This window comes from Citrobacter sp. CK188 (genome assembly GCF_030333525.1).
GTDB classification, from domain to species: Bacteria; Pseudomonadota; Gammaproteobacteria; order Enterobacterales; family Enterobacteriaceae; genus Citrobacter_B; species Citrobacter_B koseri.
Map to the genome: position 1 here is coordinate 1 of NZ_JAOWFU010000036.1, position 17,527 is coordinate 17,527.

The following is a 17,527-nucleotide window of genomic DNA, read 5'->3' on the forward strand; positions in this document are numbered from 1 at the left end:
TTTGCTCTTTAAAAATCTGGATCAAGCTGAAAATTGAAACGACACACGTAAAGTGTGTATGAGTCTCTCAAATTTTCGCAACGCGAAGTGTTTCACGAAACATCTTCGGGTTGTGAGGTTAAGCGACCAAGCGTACACGGTGGATGCCCTGGCAGTCAGAGGCGATGAAGGACGTGCTAATCTGCGAAAAGCGCCGGCGAGGTGATATGAACCCTTGACCCGGCGATGTCCGAATGGGGAAACCCAGTGTGATTCGTCACACTATCGTTAGCTGAATACATAGGCTAACGAGGCGAACCGGGGGAACTGAAACATCTAAGTACCCCGAGGAAAAGAAATCAACCGAGATTCCCTCAGTAGCGGCGAGCGAACGGGGAGGAGCCCAGAGCCTGAATCAGCTTGTGTGTTAGTGGAAGCGTCTGGAAAGTCGCACGGTACAGGGTGAAAGTCCCGTACACGAAAACGCACAGGCTGTGAGCTCGATGAGTAGGGCGGGACACGTGGTATCCTGTCTGAATATGGGGGGACCATCCTCCAAGGCTAAATACTCCTGACTGACCGATAGTGAACCAGTACCGTGAGGGAAAGGCGAAAAGAACCCCGGCGAGGGGAGTGAAAAAGAACCTGAAACCGTGTACGTACAAGCAGTGGGAGCCTCTTTATGGGGTGACTGCGTACCTTTTGTATAATGGGTCAGCGACTTATATTCTGTAGCAAGGTTAACCGAATAGGGGAGCCGAAGGGAAACCGAGTCTTAACTGGGCGTTAAGTTGCAGGGTATAGACCCGAAACCCGGTGATCTAGCCATGGGCAGGTTGAAGGTTGGGTAACACTAACTGGAGGACCGAACCGACTAATGTTGAAAAATTAGCGGATGACCTGTGGCTGGGGGTGAAAGGCCAATCAAACCGGGAGATAGCTGGTTCTCCCCGAAAGCTATTTAGGTAGCGCCTCGTGAATTCATCTCCGGGGGTAGAGCACTGTTTCGGCTAGGGGGCCATCCCGGCTTACCAACCCGATGCAAACTGCGAATACCGGAGAATGTTATCACGGGAGACACACGGCGGGTGCTAACGTCCGTCGTGAAGAGGGAAACAACCCAGACCGCCAGCTAAGGTCCCAAAGTCATGGTTAAGTGGGAAACGATGTGGGAAGGCCCAGACAGCCAGGATGTTGGCTTAGAAGCAGCCATCATTTAAAGAAAGCGTAATAGCTCACTGGTCGAGTCGGCCTGCGCGGAAGATGTAACGGGGCTAAACCATGCACCGAAGCTGCGGCAGCGACGCTTATGCGTTGTTGGGTAGGGGAGCGTTCTGTAAGCCGTTGAAGGTGTGCTGTGAGGCATGCTGGAGGTATCAGAAGTGCGAATGCTGACATAAGTAACGATAAAGCGGGTGAAAAGCCCGCTCGCCGGAAGACCAAGGGTTCCTGTCCAACGTTAATCGGGGCAGGGTGAGTCGACCCCTAAGGCGAGGCCGAAAGGCGTAGTCGATGGGAAACAGGTTAATATTCCTGTACTTGGTGTTACTGCGAAGGGGGGACGGAGAAGGCTATGTCGGCCGGGCGACGGTTGTCCCGGTTTAAGCGTGTAGGTGTGTGCTCCAGGCAAATCCGGTGCACTTTAACACTGAGGCGTGATGACGAGGCACTACGGTGCTGAAGTGACAAATGCCCTGCTTCCAGGAAAAGCCTCTAAGCATCAGGTAACACGAAATCGTACCCCAAACCGACACAGGTGGTCAGGTAGAGAATACCAAGGCGCTTGAGAGAACTCGGGTGAAGGAACTAGGCAAAATGGTGCCGTAACTTCGGGAGAAGGCACGCTGATATGTAGGTGAAGTGGTTTACCCATGGAGCTGAAATCAGTCGAAGATACCAGCTGGCTGCAACTGTTTATTAAAAACACAGCACTGTGCAAACACGAAAGTGGACGTATACGGTGTGACGCCTGCCCGGTGCCGGAAGGTTAATTGATGGGGTTATCCCTCGGGAGAAGCTCTTGATCGAAGCCCCGGTAAACGGCGGCCGTAACTATAACGGTCCTAAGGTAGCGAAATTCCTTGTCGGGTAAGTTCCGACCTGCACGAATGGCGTAATGATGGCCAGGCTGTCTCCACCCGAGACTCAGTGAAATTGAACTCGCTGTGAAGATGCAGTGTACCCGCGGCAAGACGGAAAGACCCCGTGAACCTTTACTATAGCTTGACACTGAACACTGGTCCTTGATGTGTAGGATAGGTGGGAGGCTTTGAAGTGTGGACGCCAGTCTGCATGGAGCCGCCCTTGAAATACCACCCTTTAATGGCTGGTGTTCTAACGTGGGCCCGTAATCCGGGTTGCGGACAGTGTCTGGTGGGTAGTTTGACTGGGGCGGTCTCCTCCTAAAGAGTAACGGAGGAGCACGAAGGTCAGCTAATCCTGGTCGGACATCAGGAGGTTAGTGCAATGGCATAAGCTGGCTTGACTGCGAGCGTGACGGCGCGAGCAGGTGCGAAAGCAGGTCATAGTGATCCGGTGGTTCTGAATGGAAGGGCCATCGCTCAACGGATAAAAGGTACTCCGGGGATAACAGGCTGATACCGCCCAAGAGTTCATATCGACGGCGGTGTTTGGCACCTCGATGTCGGCTCATCACATCCTGGGGCTGAAGTAGGTCCCAAGGGTATGGCTGTTCGCCATTTAAAGTGGTACGCGAGCTGGGTTTAGAACGTCGTGAGACAGTTCGGTCCCTATCTGCCGTGGGCGCTGGAGAACTGAGGGGGGCTGCTCCTAGTACGAGAGGACCGGAGTGGACGCATCACTGGTGTTCGGGTTGTCATGCCAATGGCACTGCCCGGTAGCTAAATGCGGAAGAGATAAGTGCTGAAAGCATCTAAGCACGAAACTTGCCCCGAGATGAGTTCTCCCTGACTCCTTGAGAGTCCTGAAGGAACGTTGAAGACGACGACGTTGATAGGCCGGGTGTGTAAGCGCAGCGATGCGTTGAGCTAACCGGTACTAATGAACCGTGAGGCTTAACCTTACAACGCCGAAGATGTTTTGGCGATTTGAGAGACGATTTTCAGCCTGATTACAGATTAGTGTTTAATGCCGGAGGCATTAGACGAACAGAATTTGCCTGGCGGCCGTAGCGCGGTGGTCCCACCTGACCCCATGCCGAACTCAGAAGTGAAACGCCGTAGCGCCGATGGTAGTGTGGGGTCTCCCCATGCGAGAGTAGGGAACTGCCAGGCATTAATTAAGTGAAGAGGCCATCCTGAGGGATGGCCTTTTTGCGTTCATGCGTCCGGGTGCATCCGGATGGCGGCCGCGCCTTATCCGGCCTACAGACTGTGTGCAAAATACCCGGGATGTTTTTACAGGCCGGATAAGGTGTTCACACCGCCATCCGGCATATATGCGCTGTTCTGCCGGATGACTATTCCCTCCGTATACTCCTAAATCGTTTTCCTGCTAACTAAAATATCGATCTCTGTCACAAAATAAATAATAACAATTATATAACATTTCATTCACTAAAAAAGACAGTGAAAAGCACCGACGAGCTCGGGTGGATCTTTGGCGGGAGTATATTTCTAATGACTGAAAGCAGTGTAACTGTAAACGGGTCGCTGGCAAGCAGTGACACCCGTCGTCGCGTATGGGCAATTGTGGGGGCATCATCAGGGAATCTGGTCGAGTGGTTTGATTTCTATGTCTATTCCTTCTGCTCTCTCTACTTTGCGCACATCTTTTTTCCTTCGGGAAATACCACCACTCAGCTTTTACAGACAGCCGGGGTTTTCGCCGCAGGCTTCCTGATGCGTCCCATTGGCGGCTGGCTTTTTGGTCGGATTGCCGATAAGCATGGTCGTAAGAAATCAATGCTTCTCTCTGTTTGCATGATGTGTATGGGCTCGTTAGTCATTGCCTGCCTGCCGGGGTATGCCACGATCGGCACCTGGGCTCCGGCTCTTCTGCTGTTGGCTCGTCTGTTTCAGGGGCTGTCTGTTGGAGGAGAATACGGAACCAGTGCGACCTATATGAGTGAGGTAGCTGTTGAAGGCCGCAAAGGTTTTTATGCATCGTTCCAGTATGTCACTCTGATCGGCGGTCAGTTACTGGCACTGCTGGTTGTGGTTATCTTGCAGCAAACGCTGGAGGAATCTTCCCTCAGAGAATGGGGATGGCGTATTCCTTTTGCATTGGGCGCCGTACTGGCCGTTGTCGCGCTTTGGTTGCGTCGACAGTTGGATGAAACCTCAAAACAAGAAACCCGCGCGCTGAAAGAGGCTGGATCGCTCAAAGGACTATGGCGTAACCGTAAAGCGTTTATCATGGTACTGGGATTTACCGCTGCGGGTTCGTTGTGTTTCTATACCTTCACAACCTATATGCAGAAGTATCTGGTGAATACCGCCGGTATGCATGCCAATGTCGCCAGCGGAATCATGACGGCAGCACTGTTTGTCTACATGATAATTCAACCCCTGTTTGGCGCCCTTTCAGATAAAATCGGCCGACGGACATCAATGCTCTGCTTTGGCGCTCTGGCTGCGCTATTTACCGTACCTATTCTGTCAGCATTACAGAATGTCACTTCACCTTACGCAGCCTTTGGGTTGGTGATGTGCGCCCTGTTGATCGTGAGTTTCTACACCTCAATCAGTGGGATCCTGAAGGCGGAAATGTTTCCTGCCCAGGTGCGGGCATTGGGGGTAGGGCTTTCCTATGCGGTGGCGAATGCGCTGTTCGGCGGCTCTGCGGAATATGTTGCGCTGTCTCTGAAGTCCGTTGGTATGGAGACATCATTCTTCTGGTATGTGACCATTATGGCTATCGTGGCATTTCTGGTGTCGCTGATGCTGCACCGCAAGGGAAAAGGGTTACGTCTCTAGTTCCGCGCCATTTGCCAGACGGCGTAACCTGTGGTTGCGCCTGCAACATCCCAGGCGAAGTCTTTCCAGCTCCAGCCGCTCCCTCCGGGGCGGCTGTCCCACATCTCTTTTGACGCACCGAGACTAATGGAGAACAGCAGCCCAACGGTTGCACTGCGATCGTGGCTCATTCCCTGATGCCGGGCATACTCATTCCCGGCGGCGGAAAGCATGGCTGATGCAATGAAGTGTTGCGCTTTATCCTGCCCGCTCCAGCTGTCATTGGACATATGGCTACAGCCTGAGAGCAACAACATGCCAAAAAGTATAAGGAAACGCACCGTGACCCTCACAGGAAAAACCCCGTCGCAGGGACGGGGCTTTTTGATTTACAGAATACGGCTGATTAATCTGTCGATTCGAATACGACGGAGTCTGCGGATGAGCTTACGGACTTTGACCGGATAGTCAGCGATGCTTTGTAGATCGCGGTAATGCTTAACAACCGTGGTGTGAGTGCGGATAAGCTCCAGCTCTTTCTCTCTCTGGGGAGCAAGTTCCTGTTTTGGATCGTGAATCAGAATTGCGTTTTCCAGATCCAGACGCCATGCTCGCGGGTTAAGGTTGTTCCCGGTGAGCAGCATCCACTTATCATCAACCCACATTCCTTTCAGGTGATAAGTATTGTCGTCATCTTTCCACAAACGCACTACGAGCTGATCGGTGTTGACGTAATACTGCAAGCGGCTGAGGAAGCGACGCAGGTTAATCTCGTAGAGATAGGGAAGCGCGCCGATGATTTTAAACGGCTCATCCTCAGGGATATAAAAGTCGTTGGCGGTTTTATCACCCACGATAATCTCAACCTTTTTCCCTTCGCGCAGCAGTTGGATGATGTTACGAACCAACAGCGCAGGCAAGTTGAAATAAGGTGTGCAAATTGTGAGCTTATGCTCTGCGCAGGGCATAAGATGGAAAATGGTCTTGTTCAGCAGGCTCGATTTTCCCAGCCCAACCAGTGGTGTAACGGAAAGTTGCTCGTTGTCGGCATCGCCCTGGAAATGGTATGACGCATCGCGCAATTCCTGGCGATACAAACGAATGTCGTTTTTAATCTCCGGGCTTTTCGGACGCTGGGCACTGTCCAGGCGATTTACGCCGCGACCGTTAAGCAGATTCTGCGTGACCCACTCATACATGATGTCGGCCATCTTTGCATTACGAATCAACTGGTAACGATCATAACGATATTTATCATGCTGATGCAGATAGACGTCGTTCAGGCTGGCACCGCTGTAAAGGACGCTATCATCAATGATAAAGCCTTTAAAATGCAGTACGCCAAGCGCTTCACGCGTGTTAATCGGCACGCCGTAGACAGGAATATCGATGCCTGGGTTTTCTTGCGCCATTCGGCAATACCAGTCAGCGTTGGTATTAGACGCGGCTGCGCCAATACGTCCACGCTGAGCGCGATGCCAGTCGACAAGTACCCGAACATCCAGCTCAGGACGCTGCCGTTTAGCCTCATAGAGCGCGTCGAGTATGCCCTTGCCGCCGTCATCCTGTTCAAGATACAGGGCAATAATGCAAATACGCTGCGTCGCGCTGGCTATCTTCTCCAGCAGAGTCTCCCTGAAATTAGCGGGAGCATAAAAGAAATCTACATCATCAACTGGCTGAGAGATCTTAGGTAGTTGGGCAAGGTGTTGTTGATGTTTATTACGCTTAAATTTTGACAACATCACAGTGCATTTCTTCTCTGTTCATTGAAGGGTCCTCTGTGCTATGCAGACGACATAAGCGAGCAATGATAACACCAGTACCCGTTAAAGTGGTCAACATTTCCAGTACCTTACTCACGATTCCTCGTATTGGGCCAGATTCAGCGTCAGCCCAACAATCCCCTCTTCGAGCTGGATATCAACATCAAACCCGAGCTTTCGGGCCAGTGCCACCATGCCGCGATTGTTTGGCATCGTAATGCCATTCAGGCGTCTCAGTCCGTGATCTCGGGTATAAGCAATCAATTTTTCCATTAATCGCCGGCCTAATCCTAACCCTTTGAGATCTGAGCGAACCAGCACGGCAAATTCTGCATCAATGTTATCCGGGTCGGAGATAGCGCGCGTTACCCCGAGGATCTCTTCAGTTTGATCAATACGGCGCACGGCAACAAATGCCATTTCCCGATCGTAGTCGATCTGCGTCATGTTGGCTAAATCTTCATGAGTAAATTCATTGATCTCGCTAAAATAACGGTAATACAAATCCTCTTTTGTCACCTGAGAAATGAACTGCTGTAGATAAGGCTCATCTTCCGGCAGGATAGGGCGAAACAGGCAACGTTCGCCGTTTTTCATCTCAACCCACTCTTCAAGCTGCTGCGGATAGGGGCGAATAGCGAGTCGGCTCTCGTTGTCGCCATCATAAGGGGCGATATCCAGCGTGACGTCCAGCGCGGTAAACTCGCCAGCAGAAGCCAGCAAGGGATGGATATCCAGACGCTGAATTTCCGGGCAATCGACAATCAGGTTCGAGACCTGTACCAGCAGCTGGCTTAACCCTGTGATATCCAGCGGGCGTAGCGCGCTCCGGCCACGAATTTTTTTACTTTTGATTCCCTGAATAACCAAATAGCGCGCCAGATTCATGTTTAACGGCGGCAGCGCGACGACGGCCTGCTCTTCGGGTCGCCACTCTACGCCGCCTTCGCCAAGCATAATCAGCGGCCCAAAGACCGGGTCGTGTTCGACGACGACGCGAAGTTCCTGCGCGCCGGCACGGTTCGCCATACTCTGGACTAACAGACCGTGAATGCGCGCCTGAGGCCAGGCCATTTTTACACGATCGAAAATGGCATTCGCGGCTTGCTGAACTTCCGTTGCCGTGCGCAGATAGAGCATTACCCCCTGAACTTCCGATTTATGCGGAATATCCGGCGAACGCAGTTTTAACGCTACCGGGTAGCCAATTTGCTCGGCGATATGCACTGCTTCCGCGCTGTCGCCAGCAATCCAGGTGGGAAGCGTGTGTAACCCATACGCCTGCAGGATGGGCTGAACTTCATGGGTATCCAGCGATGTTGCGCCCTCTGCAATCGCCTGCTGTAACAGGTTATGCGCTTGAGCCGTGTCTGAGGTCAGGTTGCCTGGCAACACCGGGGTTTCCCGTAATTGCTTCTGGTTACGCCGGTATTCCACCATGTGCATAAAGGCAGTGATGGTGCCTTCCGGTGTTCGATAGGTAGGTAATCCCGCTTCACTGAACATTTTGCGGGCTTCCTGAGAGGAAAACTCGCCGCACCAGTTGGTGAGTAAGGTGACGAATTTCCCTCTGGGATGATGTTTCATCGCTTCAATGAGCGCGTGCGCGCTTTCGGTGCCTGGTGCGGCGGCGCTGGGTGAGTGGATCACCATCAGCGCATCAAAATCCTGGCTGGCGAGTAAGATATTCAGCGTTTTGACGTAGTGTTCACAGCTGGCATCATCACGCAAATCCAGCGGGTTGGCGATATCGACGTGAGCAGGTAGCGCTTCGCTTAGCTTAAGTCGGATCTCTTCGCTCAGGGTGGCGAGTTTGCCGTTGCGCGACCACAGCTCATCCAGCGCCAGCGCGGCGGGCGCAGCGCCATTGCTGATGATCATCAACCTGTCGCCACGTAATGGCCGCATATGACTCAGCGTTTCGACCGCCGAGAAGAGTTCGTGAGTATCCTGCACGCGTAAAAGCCCCGCACGCTGGATGGCGGCATCCCATGCCGGGTCCATGCCGACACTGGTATTTAACAAACGTTGCGCCGCCGGGCTGCGACCGCTTTTAATCACCAGAATGGGTTTATTTCGCGATGCGCTACGGGCGGCGGAGACAAAGCGCCGCGCGTCGCTCAGATGTTCGAGATAGAGCAAAATGGCGCTGGTTTTACTGTCGCGCGCCAGATAATCCAGCAGTTCATCAACATCAATGTCCAGACTGTCGCCAAGCGCGATAAAATAAGAAAAGCCCATCTCCCGCTGTTGCGCCCAGTCGAGAATCGTATTGGAGACGGCGGCGGATTGCGAAATAAACGCGAGTTTTCCACGTTTGATCGGAACCGGAGAGAAACTGGCGTTAAGCCCTTGCCAGGGGGCGAGTAAACCCAGGCTGTTTGGGCCGAGTAGTCGCATTTTATAGCGTTGGGCACATGCCAGAAGTTCAGCGTGCTGCGCTGCGGGCGCCGACAAAATAATGCAGGTTTTACAGCCTTTTTCCCCCAGCGCCTCCAGCAACGCGATATTACGGCTGGCGTTGGTGCACAGAACGGCGAGATCCGGTGTAAAAGGCAAACTGGCGACGTCGGGCCAGGCCAGGACGCCTAAGACGGCTTTCCATGCGGGCGTTACAGGTAATACCGGGCCATTAAAGCCTCCTGCCAGCAGGTTACGCATCATCAGGTAACCTGCGCGATTGGGCTTCATCGACGCCCCTAGCACCGCTATCGATTTTGGTCGCAGTAGTGCTTCCAGTCCTCTCTGACTCATGCCGATCTCCCTTACGCAGAAGTGACCGAATGATTTTAAACGCTTTCTGCTGTTCCTGTTGTGACGCTTCCCTGATGTTGCGTTTTTCCTGCCAGATAGCGCGTTTTAAAGCGTGAGAAGTGATCGCCTAAATGGGTTGCCGCGGCCGTGTCGCCCGCCAGATCCAGCAGCGCTATTGCCACTTCGGCAGTGCAATACTGCCCTTCGGCATGAACTTCTCGCAGGTGATAGGCGGAAAGACGCGATAAATCAACGGAAATAACCGGCAGGTTATCGAGATAAGGGCTTTTACGGAACATTTTGCGCGCTTCCGGCCAGGTGCCGTCGAGCATGATAAACAGCGGCGGTTTTCCGGCTGGTGGCGTGAAAATGACCTCGCGTTCTTCCCCGGCATAGGAGGCGGGGAATACGACCATCGGCTGATAATCCGGGTTGTTAACCAGATCGAGCAGCGCCTGCGGCGGTTCGGTACGCGACCATTGAAAGGCCGTTGTATCCGGCAGAATATCGGCAATCAGACGCCCCGTATTGCTGGGTTTCATTGGCTCGGTATCAAACATCACCAGACAAAAACGGCTTGTCGCCTGAGAAGGCGAGAGCGTATCGCACAGGCAGAGTTTCAACGGGAGCAGACAGCGCTGACAGCGACGAATGCGGTTTCCTCTGGCAAGAAAAGGACGCGTGGCGCGTGCGAGGCGTTCGGCGCGTAACTGGAGAACAGCGTTATCAGTCATGGAAGAATACAGTGAAAAACGCTATTGTCGCAGAGGTGAAAACGGGGCACAAGATGCGCCCCGTGGAGATTACAGCGATTCGTTCAGCCAGCTGTCAAATGGCGCTTTAGGAACTGCGCCATTTAACATGTCGATGACTTCGCCGTTCTTAAAGATCATGATGGTCGGGATGCTTCGGATACCGAAACGGGCGCTGAGTTCACGTTCCGCTTCTGTGTTAACTTTCACAAAACGCACCTTACCGCTGCGCTCTTCCGCGACATCTTCAAAAATCGGGGCAAAGTTACGGCATGGGCCGCACCACGGCGCCCAGAAATCGACCACCACAGGGAGATCGTCTTTCAGCAGCTTATCCAGCGTTTCACCGGTCGCATTAATCACCTCTCCATCGAACAGGTCGTGACCACAGCGTCCACATTTTGCCGCATCCTGAATACGATCATCGGGAATGCGGTTGATTGCCTGGCAGCTGGTACAAACGGTATTCATAACTAACCTCTGGATGAGTAGGGTAGACTTTTCCGGCAATCACGCCGATATGTTTCCAATATGTTACATATTATCGATGAGACTGTTTTAAACAACAATGTGTTTTATTCAATGAGTACAATAGTCATTAGCTTTTAAATGAAATAATGGCTAACCGGGTGCACATCGGGTAATCTTCGCGCTTCGCGCAGCGCTGGTGGAGAAAAGCATGAACGATGAATTAAAGAACAAAAGCGGCAAGGTCAAAGTGATGTATGTCCGCAGTGATGATGACTCTGATAAACGCACCCATAACCCGCGTACCGGGAAAGGGGGAGGCCGTCCAGGAAAGTCTCGTACTGACGGTGGCCGTCGCCCCGCCCGCGATGCTCGTGATGAAAGAAGCGGTCAGATTCGCGATCGTAAGCGTGAAGACTCACCGTGGCGTACCGTTTCCCGTGCGCCAGGCGATGAAACGCCTGAGAAAGCCGATCACGGTGGAATCAGCGGTAAAAGTTTTATCGACCCTGAAGTTTTACGTCGCCAGCGTGCGGAAGAGACCCGTGTCTACGGCGAAAATGCCTGTCAGGCCCTGTTCCAGAGTCGCCCGGATGCGATTGTCCGCGCATGGTTCATTCAGAGCGTGACCCCTCGCTTTAAAGAAGCGTTACGCTGGATGGCGGCTAACCGCAAAGCGTACCACGTTGTGGATGAAGCTGAACTGGCGAAAGCCTCTGGAACTGAGCACCACGGCGGCGTTTGTTTCCTGATTAAAAAGCGTAACGGTACGACCGTTAAGCAGTGGGTAAGCCAGGCGGACGCGCAGGATTGCGTACTGGCGCTGGAAGATGTGGCTAACCCGCACAACCTTGGCGGCATGATGCGTAGCTGTGCGCACTTTGGCGTAAAAGGTGTGGTGGTACAGGACGCGGCGCTTCTTGAATCCGGTGCGGCGATCCGTACGGCGGAAGGCGGCGCGGAGCATGTTCAGCCGATCACGGGCGACAGCATTGTGGATGTGCTGGATGATTTCCGTCAGGCGGGTTATACGATCGTCACCACATCCAGCGATCAGGGCAAGCCGTTGTTTAGTACGGCGCTGCCAGCGAAAATGGTGCTGGTGTTAGGGCGTGAGCTGGAGTCCCTGCCGGAAGCCGCGCGTGAACCTGGCGATCTGTGCGTGAAAATTGATGGCACCGGAAATGTTGAAAATCTCAACGTCTCTGTCGCAACCGGCGTATTGCTGGGCGAATGGTGGCGTCAGAATAAAGCATAATCAGGTGTAAGTGCCTGATGGCGCTGCGCTTATCAGGCCTACGGCAATGATTCGTAGGCCGGGTACTCGGCGTAAACGCCTGATGGCGCTGCGCTTATCCGGGCCTGCGGTAATGATTCGTAGGCCGGGTAAGGCGAAGCCGCCACCCGGCGCAAAGCAAAAACTTATTCGCTCTCTGCCGGTAATACCGGCATCCAGTCAATCGGCTTCTCGCCGTGCTGCTCCAGCCACTGATTCGCCAATACAAAATGGTTACAGCCAAAGAATCCCCGATGTGCCGACAACGGCGACGGATGCGGCGCTCTCAACACGTAATGGCGCTGGCGATCGATAATCGCCCCTTTCTTTTGTGCGTGCGAACCCCAGAGTAAAAAGACGACCCCTTCACGATGTTCGTTAACAAGGCTGATCACTTTGTCTGTAAAGGTTTCCCATCCCAGACTGGCGTGAGAATGCGCCTGGCCTGCGCGGACGGTCAGCACGGTATTTAATAACAATACCCCCTGACGCGCCCAGCTCTCCAGATACCCATGAGCAGGGCGGGTAAAGCCCGGTATGGACGTTTCCAGTTCTTTATACATGTTCAGCAGAGAAGGCGGTGTGGCAATACCCGGACGAACAGAAAACGCCAGACCATGCGCCTGCCCAGGGCCGTGATAAGGGTCTTGCCCCAGAATCACCACTTTGACATCACCGAGTTCAGTGAAGCGAAACGCGTTAAATACATCCTTCTGTGGAGGATAGACTGTCATTCCTGACTGACGTTCGCCCGCAACGGTATGGAGTGTGTTAACAAAATAGGGCTGCTGCTTCTCATCTGCCAGCACATCGTGCCAGGTTAAATCGGTGGCCATCTCGCTCTCCTGCGAATTTTTCAATCTGCATAGCTTAACTGCTTATTTCTATGGTGCAAAATCGCGTGCGTCACAAACCCGGCTACCCCTTAAAGATAGTTGAAAATTTATGTAAAAAGTTTATGTGTGGATATAGCGTAAGTTGATGTAAAACAATAAATTCCATACAACACCCTCTTTGCGGTGTGGTTTTTGTTGATTTAAATCAAAGAATCAAGGGTGTGTGAGGGGTATATATACACTCAAGCAACAATGGTTTTACCAATTGGCCGCGAACAGGCCGATCATAATCAAACACTTTTGCCGGGGAGGCATCACATGATTACAGGTATCCAGATTACTAAAGCCGCTAACGACGACCTGCTGAATTCTTTCTGGTTGCTGGACAGCGAAAAAGGCGAAGCACGTTGCATCGCAGCGAAAGCCGGTTTTGCCGAAGATGAAGTGGTTGCAGTGAACAAACTGGGTGAAATCGAATACCGTGAAATTCCGATGGAAGTAAAACCGGAAGTTCGCGTTGAAGGCGGTCAGCACCTGAACGTTAACGTTCTGCGTCGCGAAACGCTGGAAGATGCCGTTAAGCACCCGGAAAAATATCCGCAGCTGACCATCCGTGTTTCTGGCTATGCCGTGCGTTTTAACTCCCTGACGCCGGAACAGCAGCGCGACGTTATCGCTCGTACCTTTACTGAAAGCCTGTAAGGCTGACTGATAACATAAAAACGCCGGGTTAGCCCCCGGCGTTTTTTTTACTCTTCGTTGGACTGCTCCTGCGCGTCCGTACCCGTACCAGCAGGCTTGCGGCGTTTACCAATGTTTTTGGTATCACGGTGACGTTTCTTCACGCGCGGCTTCTCTTTTTCTTGTTTTTTCTTCTCAGCACGTTTAGCCAGCACTTTCTTGGACGGCTTGCCGGTCAGTTTTTCGCTCGGCGCACGAGTGGTTGGACGCAATTCATCAATGACGCGCGCTTTCAGCGTCTCTTCAATATAGCGACCCACTTTTCCCAGCAGCAGATGGTCATGCGCTTCTACCAGGGAAATCGCCGTTCCTTTACGCCCTGCACGTCCGGTACGGCCGATACGGTGCAGATAGGTATCGCTGCTGCGTGGCATATCGAAGTTAAAAACATGGCTTACATCAGGGATATCAATCCCGCGAGCGGCGACGTCGGTCGCGATCAGCACGTTCACGCGGCCATCGGTCAGACGTTTGATCGCTTCGTTACGCTTACCCTGTACCATCTCGCCTTCGAGATAGCAGTTATTGATGCCTGCTTCGCGCAGCCAGCCTGCCAGCTCATGTACACGCTCACGTTTACGCACGAAGACGATAGAACGGGTGGCTTCAGGTTGTTTTAACAGGTGTACCAGCAAAGCCGTTTTGTGCTGGATGTCATCGGCACGGTAGTACCATTGATGAATCTTTTTGCGTTCGCGGGTAGACGGGGTCGCTGAGACCTCGACCGGATCTTCCAGCAGACGTTCAGCAAAATCGTTAATCGCGCCGCCTTCCAGCGTAGCGGAGAACAGCATGGTCTGTTTGCGCCAGCGGGTTTCACCTGCGATATGCTCGATATCCTGGGCGAAGCCCATGTCCAGCATACGGTCGGCTTCATCAAGAATCAGCGTTTCAACCGCGCGGCAGTCAAAGTTTTCTTCTTTAATATATTGCAGCAGGCGACCCGTGGTGGCGACCACAATATCCTGGTTCTCGCTGAACACCTCGGCATGGTTCATATAAGCCACGCCGCCGGTGATTGTCGCAATATCCAGATGGGTGTGTTTCGCCAGTTCACGGGCGTGATCGGCAACCTGCATCGCCAGTTCGCGGGTCGGCGTAAGGATCAGAATACGCGGCGGACCGGATTTTTTACGCGGGAAGTCGAGCAGGTGCTGCAACGCTGGCAGCAGGTATGCCGCCGTTTTACCGGTGCCTGTCGGCGCAGAACCGAGTACATCACGCCCATCGAGCGCAGGCGGAATGGCGGCAGCCTGAATGGCGGTCGGGCGAGTAAAGCCTTTATCCTGGAGGGCATCCAGCAGGCTTTCATCGAGTTCAAGTTCGGAAAAAGTCGTTACAGTCATGTTCTACCTCTGTGTGGGGCGCTGATTATAGACGTTACGGCTGCAATCTTCATCTGTTTGTATGGATATCGCTTCTCAGGTATTGTTTTCACCCTACGCTATTGCCGTTTTTCCAGGAAGGTTGTTCTTTCATGTCCCAGTCTACATCCACACTTCGTCGTAATGGATTTACCTTTAAGCAGTTTTTTGTGGCGCACGATCGCTGCGCGATGAAAGTCGGTACTGATGGTATTTTATTGGGAGCATGGGCACCAGTCGCAGGCGTAACGCGGATCCTTGATATTGGTACCGGCAGCGGTCTGCTGGCGCTGATGTTGGCGCAGCGTACCGACGAAAGCGTCACCATTGATGCCGTTGAGCTGGACAGCGAAGCGGCGACGCAGGCGCAGGAGAATATCACCCACTCACCGTGGCCGCAGCGGATAACGGTGCATACGGAAGATGTCCGGCAGTGGGTGCCGCGCCAGACCGCGCGCTTTGATCTTATCATCAGCAACCCGCCTTATTATGAACAAGGGGTGGAATGCGCAACACCGCAGCGAGAGCAGGCGCGTTATACCACCACGCTCAATCACGAAGCGTTACTTACCACCGCGGCTGAATGTATTACGGAAGAGGGATTCTTCTGCGTGGTGCTGCCGGAACAGACTGGCAACATCTTCACACAGCAGGCGTTAAGCATGGGCTGGCATTTGCGTTTACGTACCGACGTAGCCGAAACGGAGTCGCGATTGCCTCATCGGGTACTGTTGGCATTTTCCCCGCGAACGGGGGAATGCTTTAGCGATCGCCTGGTGATTCGTGGGCCAGACCAGCTTTACTCTGAAGGGTACACGGCGCTGACCCAGGCGTTTTATTTGTTCATGTAAGCGTTGAGCGGCGAAAGCACCGACGGGCCGGATTCCGGCAGCAATGCGGGGTAATCCAGCGTGTAGTGCAGGCCACGGCTCTCTTTACGCATCATCGCGCAGCGCACAATCAGTTCCGCGACCTGCACCAGGTTGCGCAGCTCCAGCAGATTATTCGATACGCGGAAGTTAGCGTAATATTCGTCGATTTCCTGTTGCAGCATCGTAATGCGTCGCAGGGCGCGCTCCAGACGTTTGGTGGTGCGCACAATGCCGACATAGTCCCACATAAACAGACGTAGCTCATGCCAGTTATGCTGGATCACGACCAGCTCATCCGGGTTTTCAACGCGACTTTCATCCCAGGCCGGAAGCGTACTAACGCTACGGGCATACGGCATACGTCTGTCGATATCTTCTGCCGCTGACCAGCCATACACCAGACACTCCAACAGGGAATTGGACGCCATGCGATTCGCACCGTGCAGGCCGGTATAGCTTACTTCGCCAATGGCATACAGACCGTCCACATCGGTTCGGCCAAAATCGTCGACCATCACGCCGCCGCAGGTGTAGTGGGCGGCTGGTACGACCGGAACCGGCTCTTTAGTCAGATCGATTCCCAACCCCAGCAATTTTTCATAAATCATTGGGAAGTGCTGACGGACAAATGCTTCCGGTTTATGGCTGATGTCGAGGAACATGCAGTCTGCGCCGAGACGCTTCATTTCGTGGTCAATGGCGCGGGCGACGATATCGCGCGGAGCCAGTTCGCCACGCTCATCAACATCAGGCATAAAGCGCGTGCCGTCCGGGCGCTTGAGATGCGCTCCTTCGCCACGCAGCGCTTCCGTCAGCAGAAAGTTTCGTGCCTGAGGATGGTACAGCGCGGTAGGGTGGAACTGATTAAATTCAAGATTCGCGACGCGGCACCCGGCGCGCCAGGCCATCGCGATACCGTCGCCGGAAGAGATATCCGGGTTGGTGGTGTACTGATACACTTTCGATGCCCCGCCTGTCGCCAGAACGACTGACTTCGCGTGACATGTTTCGACCGACTCTTTATTCCGATTCCAGATCCAGGCGCCGACGACGCGGCGTGTTCCTGGCAGGCCGATTTTATCGGAGATGATCAGATCGACGGCGTTACTCCGCTCCAGTACGCGAATATTCGGATGGTTCTGCGCCTTGCTGACCAGGGTGGTTTCCACTTCTTTGCCGGTGGCGTCAGCCGCATGCAGGATACGGCGATGGCTATGGCCACCTTCACGGGTCAGATGGTAGCTCTCTTCCCCGTTCGGTTGCACCTGGGTGTCAAATAATACACCCTGATCGATAAGCCACTGTACGCAAGAGCGGGCATTGCTGGCAACAAACTCCACCGCGTGGCGATCGCAAATACCGGCCCCGGCGATCAGCGTATCTTCAACATGCGAATCGATACTGTCCGTCTCGTCGAAAACGGCGGCAATGCCGCCCTGAGCATAAAACGTTGAGCCTTCGCTCACCGGGCCTTTACTCAGGACAATCACCTGATGTTTTTCAGCCAGGCGCAGCGCCAGAGAGAGTCCGGCAGCACCGCTGCCAATAATCAGCACGTCACAGGAAAGTTCAGGAGTCGTAGTCATAGCGTTTGTTTAATTTACTAAACAGTGTTTGGGCAGCATAGCACCATACTGCGCGATACAGCACGTTTTATTTTTGAATGTGTTGCAATGGCTAAACATTAAAGGAAAATTCAAGGGGAAGTAAAACAAAGAAAATATTTTGCGAAGCAGGCCGTTAGCGCCAGATTATGTGATGAAATAAAGTGGCTGTTGGGTTACTCTTCAAGCGGCTAAAAGGGCATTTCTATACAGATAGTGCGTTGTTCAGACTCTGTAG

At 53.2% G+C, this 17,527-nt stretch carries 12 protein-coding genes and 2 rRNA genes; 6 read left to right on the forward strand and 8 right to left on the reverse strand.

What is annotated here, in order from left to right; translation table 11 throughout:
- Positions 1-116 precede the first annotated feature (116 nt).
- From OGV67_RS17625 to OGV67_RS17635, 3 genes are all read left to right on the forward strand, one after another.
- Positions 117-3,022, forward strand: a 23S ribosomal RNA gene (locus tag OGV67_RS17625).
- Positions 3,023-3,117: 95 nt separating this feature from the next.
- Positions 3,118-3,233, forward strand: a 5S ribosomal RNA gene (rrf, locus tag OGV67_RS17630).
- 345 nt (positions 3,234-3,578) lie between these two features.
- Positions 3,579-4,877 carry an MFS transporter gene (locus OGV67_RS17635; protein ID WP_024130104.1) on the forward strand — a complete coding sequence of 433 codons (1,299 nt, stop codon included), beginning with the start codon at positions 3,579-3,581 and terminating at the stop codon, positions 4,875-4,877.
- Here OGV67_RS17635 and OGV67_RS17640 read toward each other — a convergent pair.
- The 5 genes from OGV67_RS17640 to trxC all read right to left on the reverse strand — a co-directional run bounded on the left by OGV67_RS17640 (position 4,874) and on the right by trxC (position 10,599).
- Entirely contained in the window at positions 4,874-5,197 is a 324-nt protein-coding gene (locus OGV67_RS17640) for a YfiM family lipoprotein (protein ID WP_049010147.1), read from the reverse strand. The two genes, OGV67_RS17635 and OGV67_RS17640, sit on opposite strands and share 4 nt — an antisense overlap.
- Before the next feature lie 48 nt (positions 5,198-5,245).
- The gene (gene pssA / locus OGV67_RS17645) at positions 5,246-6,601 is read right to left on the reverse strand and encodes a CDP-diacylglycerol--serine O-phosphatidyltransferase (protein ID WP_012131199.1); all 1,356 of its coding nucleotides are present in this window, start codon (positions 6,599-6,601) and stop codon (positions 5,246-5,248) included.
- A 114-nt stretch (positions 6,602-6,715) separates the two neighbouring features.
- Positions 6,716-9,376 carry a bifunctional acetate--CoA ligase family protein/GNAT family N-acetyltransferase gene (locus OGV67_RS17655; RefSeq protein WP_115614546.1) on the reverse strand — a complete coding sequence of 887 codons (2,661 nt, stop codon included), beginning with the start codon at positions 9,374-9,376 and terminating at the stop codon, positions 6,716-6,718.
- A 35-nt stretch (positions 9,377-9,411) separates the two neighbouring features.
- Positions 9,412-10,110, reverse strand: coding sequence for a tRNA-uridine aminocarboxypropyltransferase (gene tapT, locus OGV67_RS17660; protein WP_115614547.1), 699 nt, complete (start codon positions 10,108-10,110; stop codon positions 9,412-9,414).
- A 69-nt stretch (positions 10,111-10,179) separates the two neighbouring features.
- Positions 10,180-10,599 (reverse strand): thioredoxin TrxC, encoded by a 420-nt coding sequence (trxC, locus tag OGV67_RS17665; protein WP_047461913.1) that lies wholly within the window; start codon positions 10,597-10,599, stop codon positions 10,180-10,182.
- A gap of 208 nt (positions 10,600-10,807) precedes the next feature.
- Between trxC and OGV67_RS17670 the strand changes: the two genes are divergently transcribed.
- On the forward strand, positions 10,808-11,854 hold the full coding sequence (locus tag OGV67_RS17670; protein WP_115625818.1) for a tRNA/rRNA methyltransferase: 1,047 nt from the start codon (positions 10,808-10,810) through the stop codon (positions 11,852-11,854).
- Between the two features lie 164 nt (positions 11,855-12,018).
- On the opposite strand, the gene ung is transcribed toward OGV67_RS17670, so the two are convergent.
- Positions 12,019-12,708, reverse strand: a complete 690-nt coding sequence (ung, locus tag OGV67_RS17675) for a uracil-DNA glycosylase (RefSeq protein WP_047461918.1) — start codon at positions 12,706-12,708, stop codon at positions 12,019-12,021.
- A 318-nt stretch (positions 12,709-13,026) separates the two neighbouring features.
- Between ung and grcA the strand changes: the two genes are divergently transcribed.
- Positions 13,027-13,410, forward strand: coding sequence for an autonomous glycyl radical cofactor GrcA (gene grcA, locus OGV67_RS17680; protein WP_012131205.1), 384 nt, complete (start codon positions 13,027-13,029; stop codon positions 13,408-13,410).
- A 47-nt stretch (positions 13,411-13,457) separates the two neighbouring features.
- Here grcA and srmB read toward each other — a convergent pair whose 3' ends face one another.
- The gene (gene srmB / locus OGV67_RS17685; protein ID WP_071258086.1) at positions 13,458-14,795 is read right to left on the reverse strand and encodes an ATP-dependent RNA helicase SrmB; all 1,338 of its coding nucleotides are present in this window, start codon (positions 14,793-14,795) and stop codon (positions 13,458-13,460) included.
- Between the two features lie 131 nt (positions 14,796-14,926).
- On the opposite strand from srmB, the gene trmN reads away from it, so the two are divergent.
- Positions 14,927-15,664, forward strand: a complete 738-nt coding sequence (gene trmN / locus OGV67_RS17690; RefSeq protein WP_115614548.1) for a tRNA(1)(Val) (adenine(37)-N(6))-methyltransferase TrmN — start codon at positions 14,927-14,929, stop codon at positions 15,662-15,664.
- On the opposite strand, the gene nadB is transcribed toward trmN, so the two are convergent.
- Positions 15,649-17,271, reverse strand: coding sequence for an L-aspartate oxidase (nadB, locus tag OGV67_RS17695; RefSeq protein ID WP_012131208.1), 1,623 nt, complete (start codon positions 17,269-17,271; stop codon positions 15,649-15,651). The two genes, trmN and nadB, sit on opposite strands and share 16 nt — an antisense overlap.
- Positions 17,272-17,527 lie beyond the last annotated feature (256 nt).

Coding starts and splice junctions, on each gene's coding strand:
- OGV67_RS17635 (WP_024130104.1), top strand. CDS start 3,579: ATGACTGAAAGCAGTGTAACTGTAAACGGGTCGCTGGCAAGCAGTGAC.
- pssA (WP_012131199.1), bottom strand. CDS start 6,601: ATGTTGTCAAAATTTAAGCGTAATAAACATCAACAACACCTTGCCCAA.
- OGV67_RS17655 (WP_115614546.1), bottom strand. CDS start 9,376: ATGAGTCAGAGAGGACTGGAAGCACTACTGCGACCAAAATCGATAGCG.
- tapT (WP_115614547.1), bottom strand. CDS start 10,110: ATGACTGATAACGCTGTTCTCCAGTTACGCGCCGAACGCCTCGCACGC.
- trxC (WP_047461913.1), bottom strand. CDS start 10,599: ATGAATACCGTTTGTACCAGCTGCCAGGCAATCAACCGCATTCCCGAT.
- OGV67_RS17670 (WP_115625818.1), top strand. CDS start 10,808: ATGAACGATGAATTAAAGAACAAAAGCGGCAAGGTCAAAGTGATGTAT.
- ung (WP_047461918.1), bottom strand. CDS start 12,708: ATGGCCACCGATTTAACCTGGCACGATGTGCTGGCAGATGAGAAGCAG.
- grcA (WP_012131205.1), top strand. CDS start 13,027: ATGATTACAGGTATCCAGATTACTAAAGCCGCTAACGACGACCTGCTG.
- srmB (WP_071258086.1), bottom strand. CDS start 14,795: ATGACTGTAACGACTTTTTCCGAACTTGAACTCGATGAAAGCCTGCTG.
- trmN (WP_115614548.1), top strand. CDS start 14,927: ATGTCCCAGTCTACATCCACACTTCGTCGTAATGGATTTACCTTTAAG.
- nadB (WP_012131208.1), bottom strand. CDS start 17,271: ATGACTACGACTCCTGAACTTTCCTGTGACGTGCTGATTATTGGCAGC.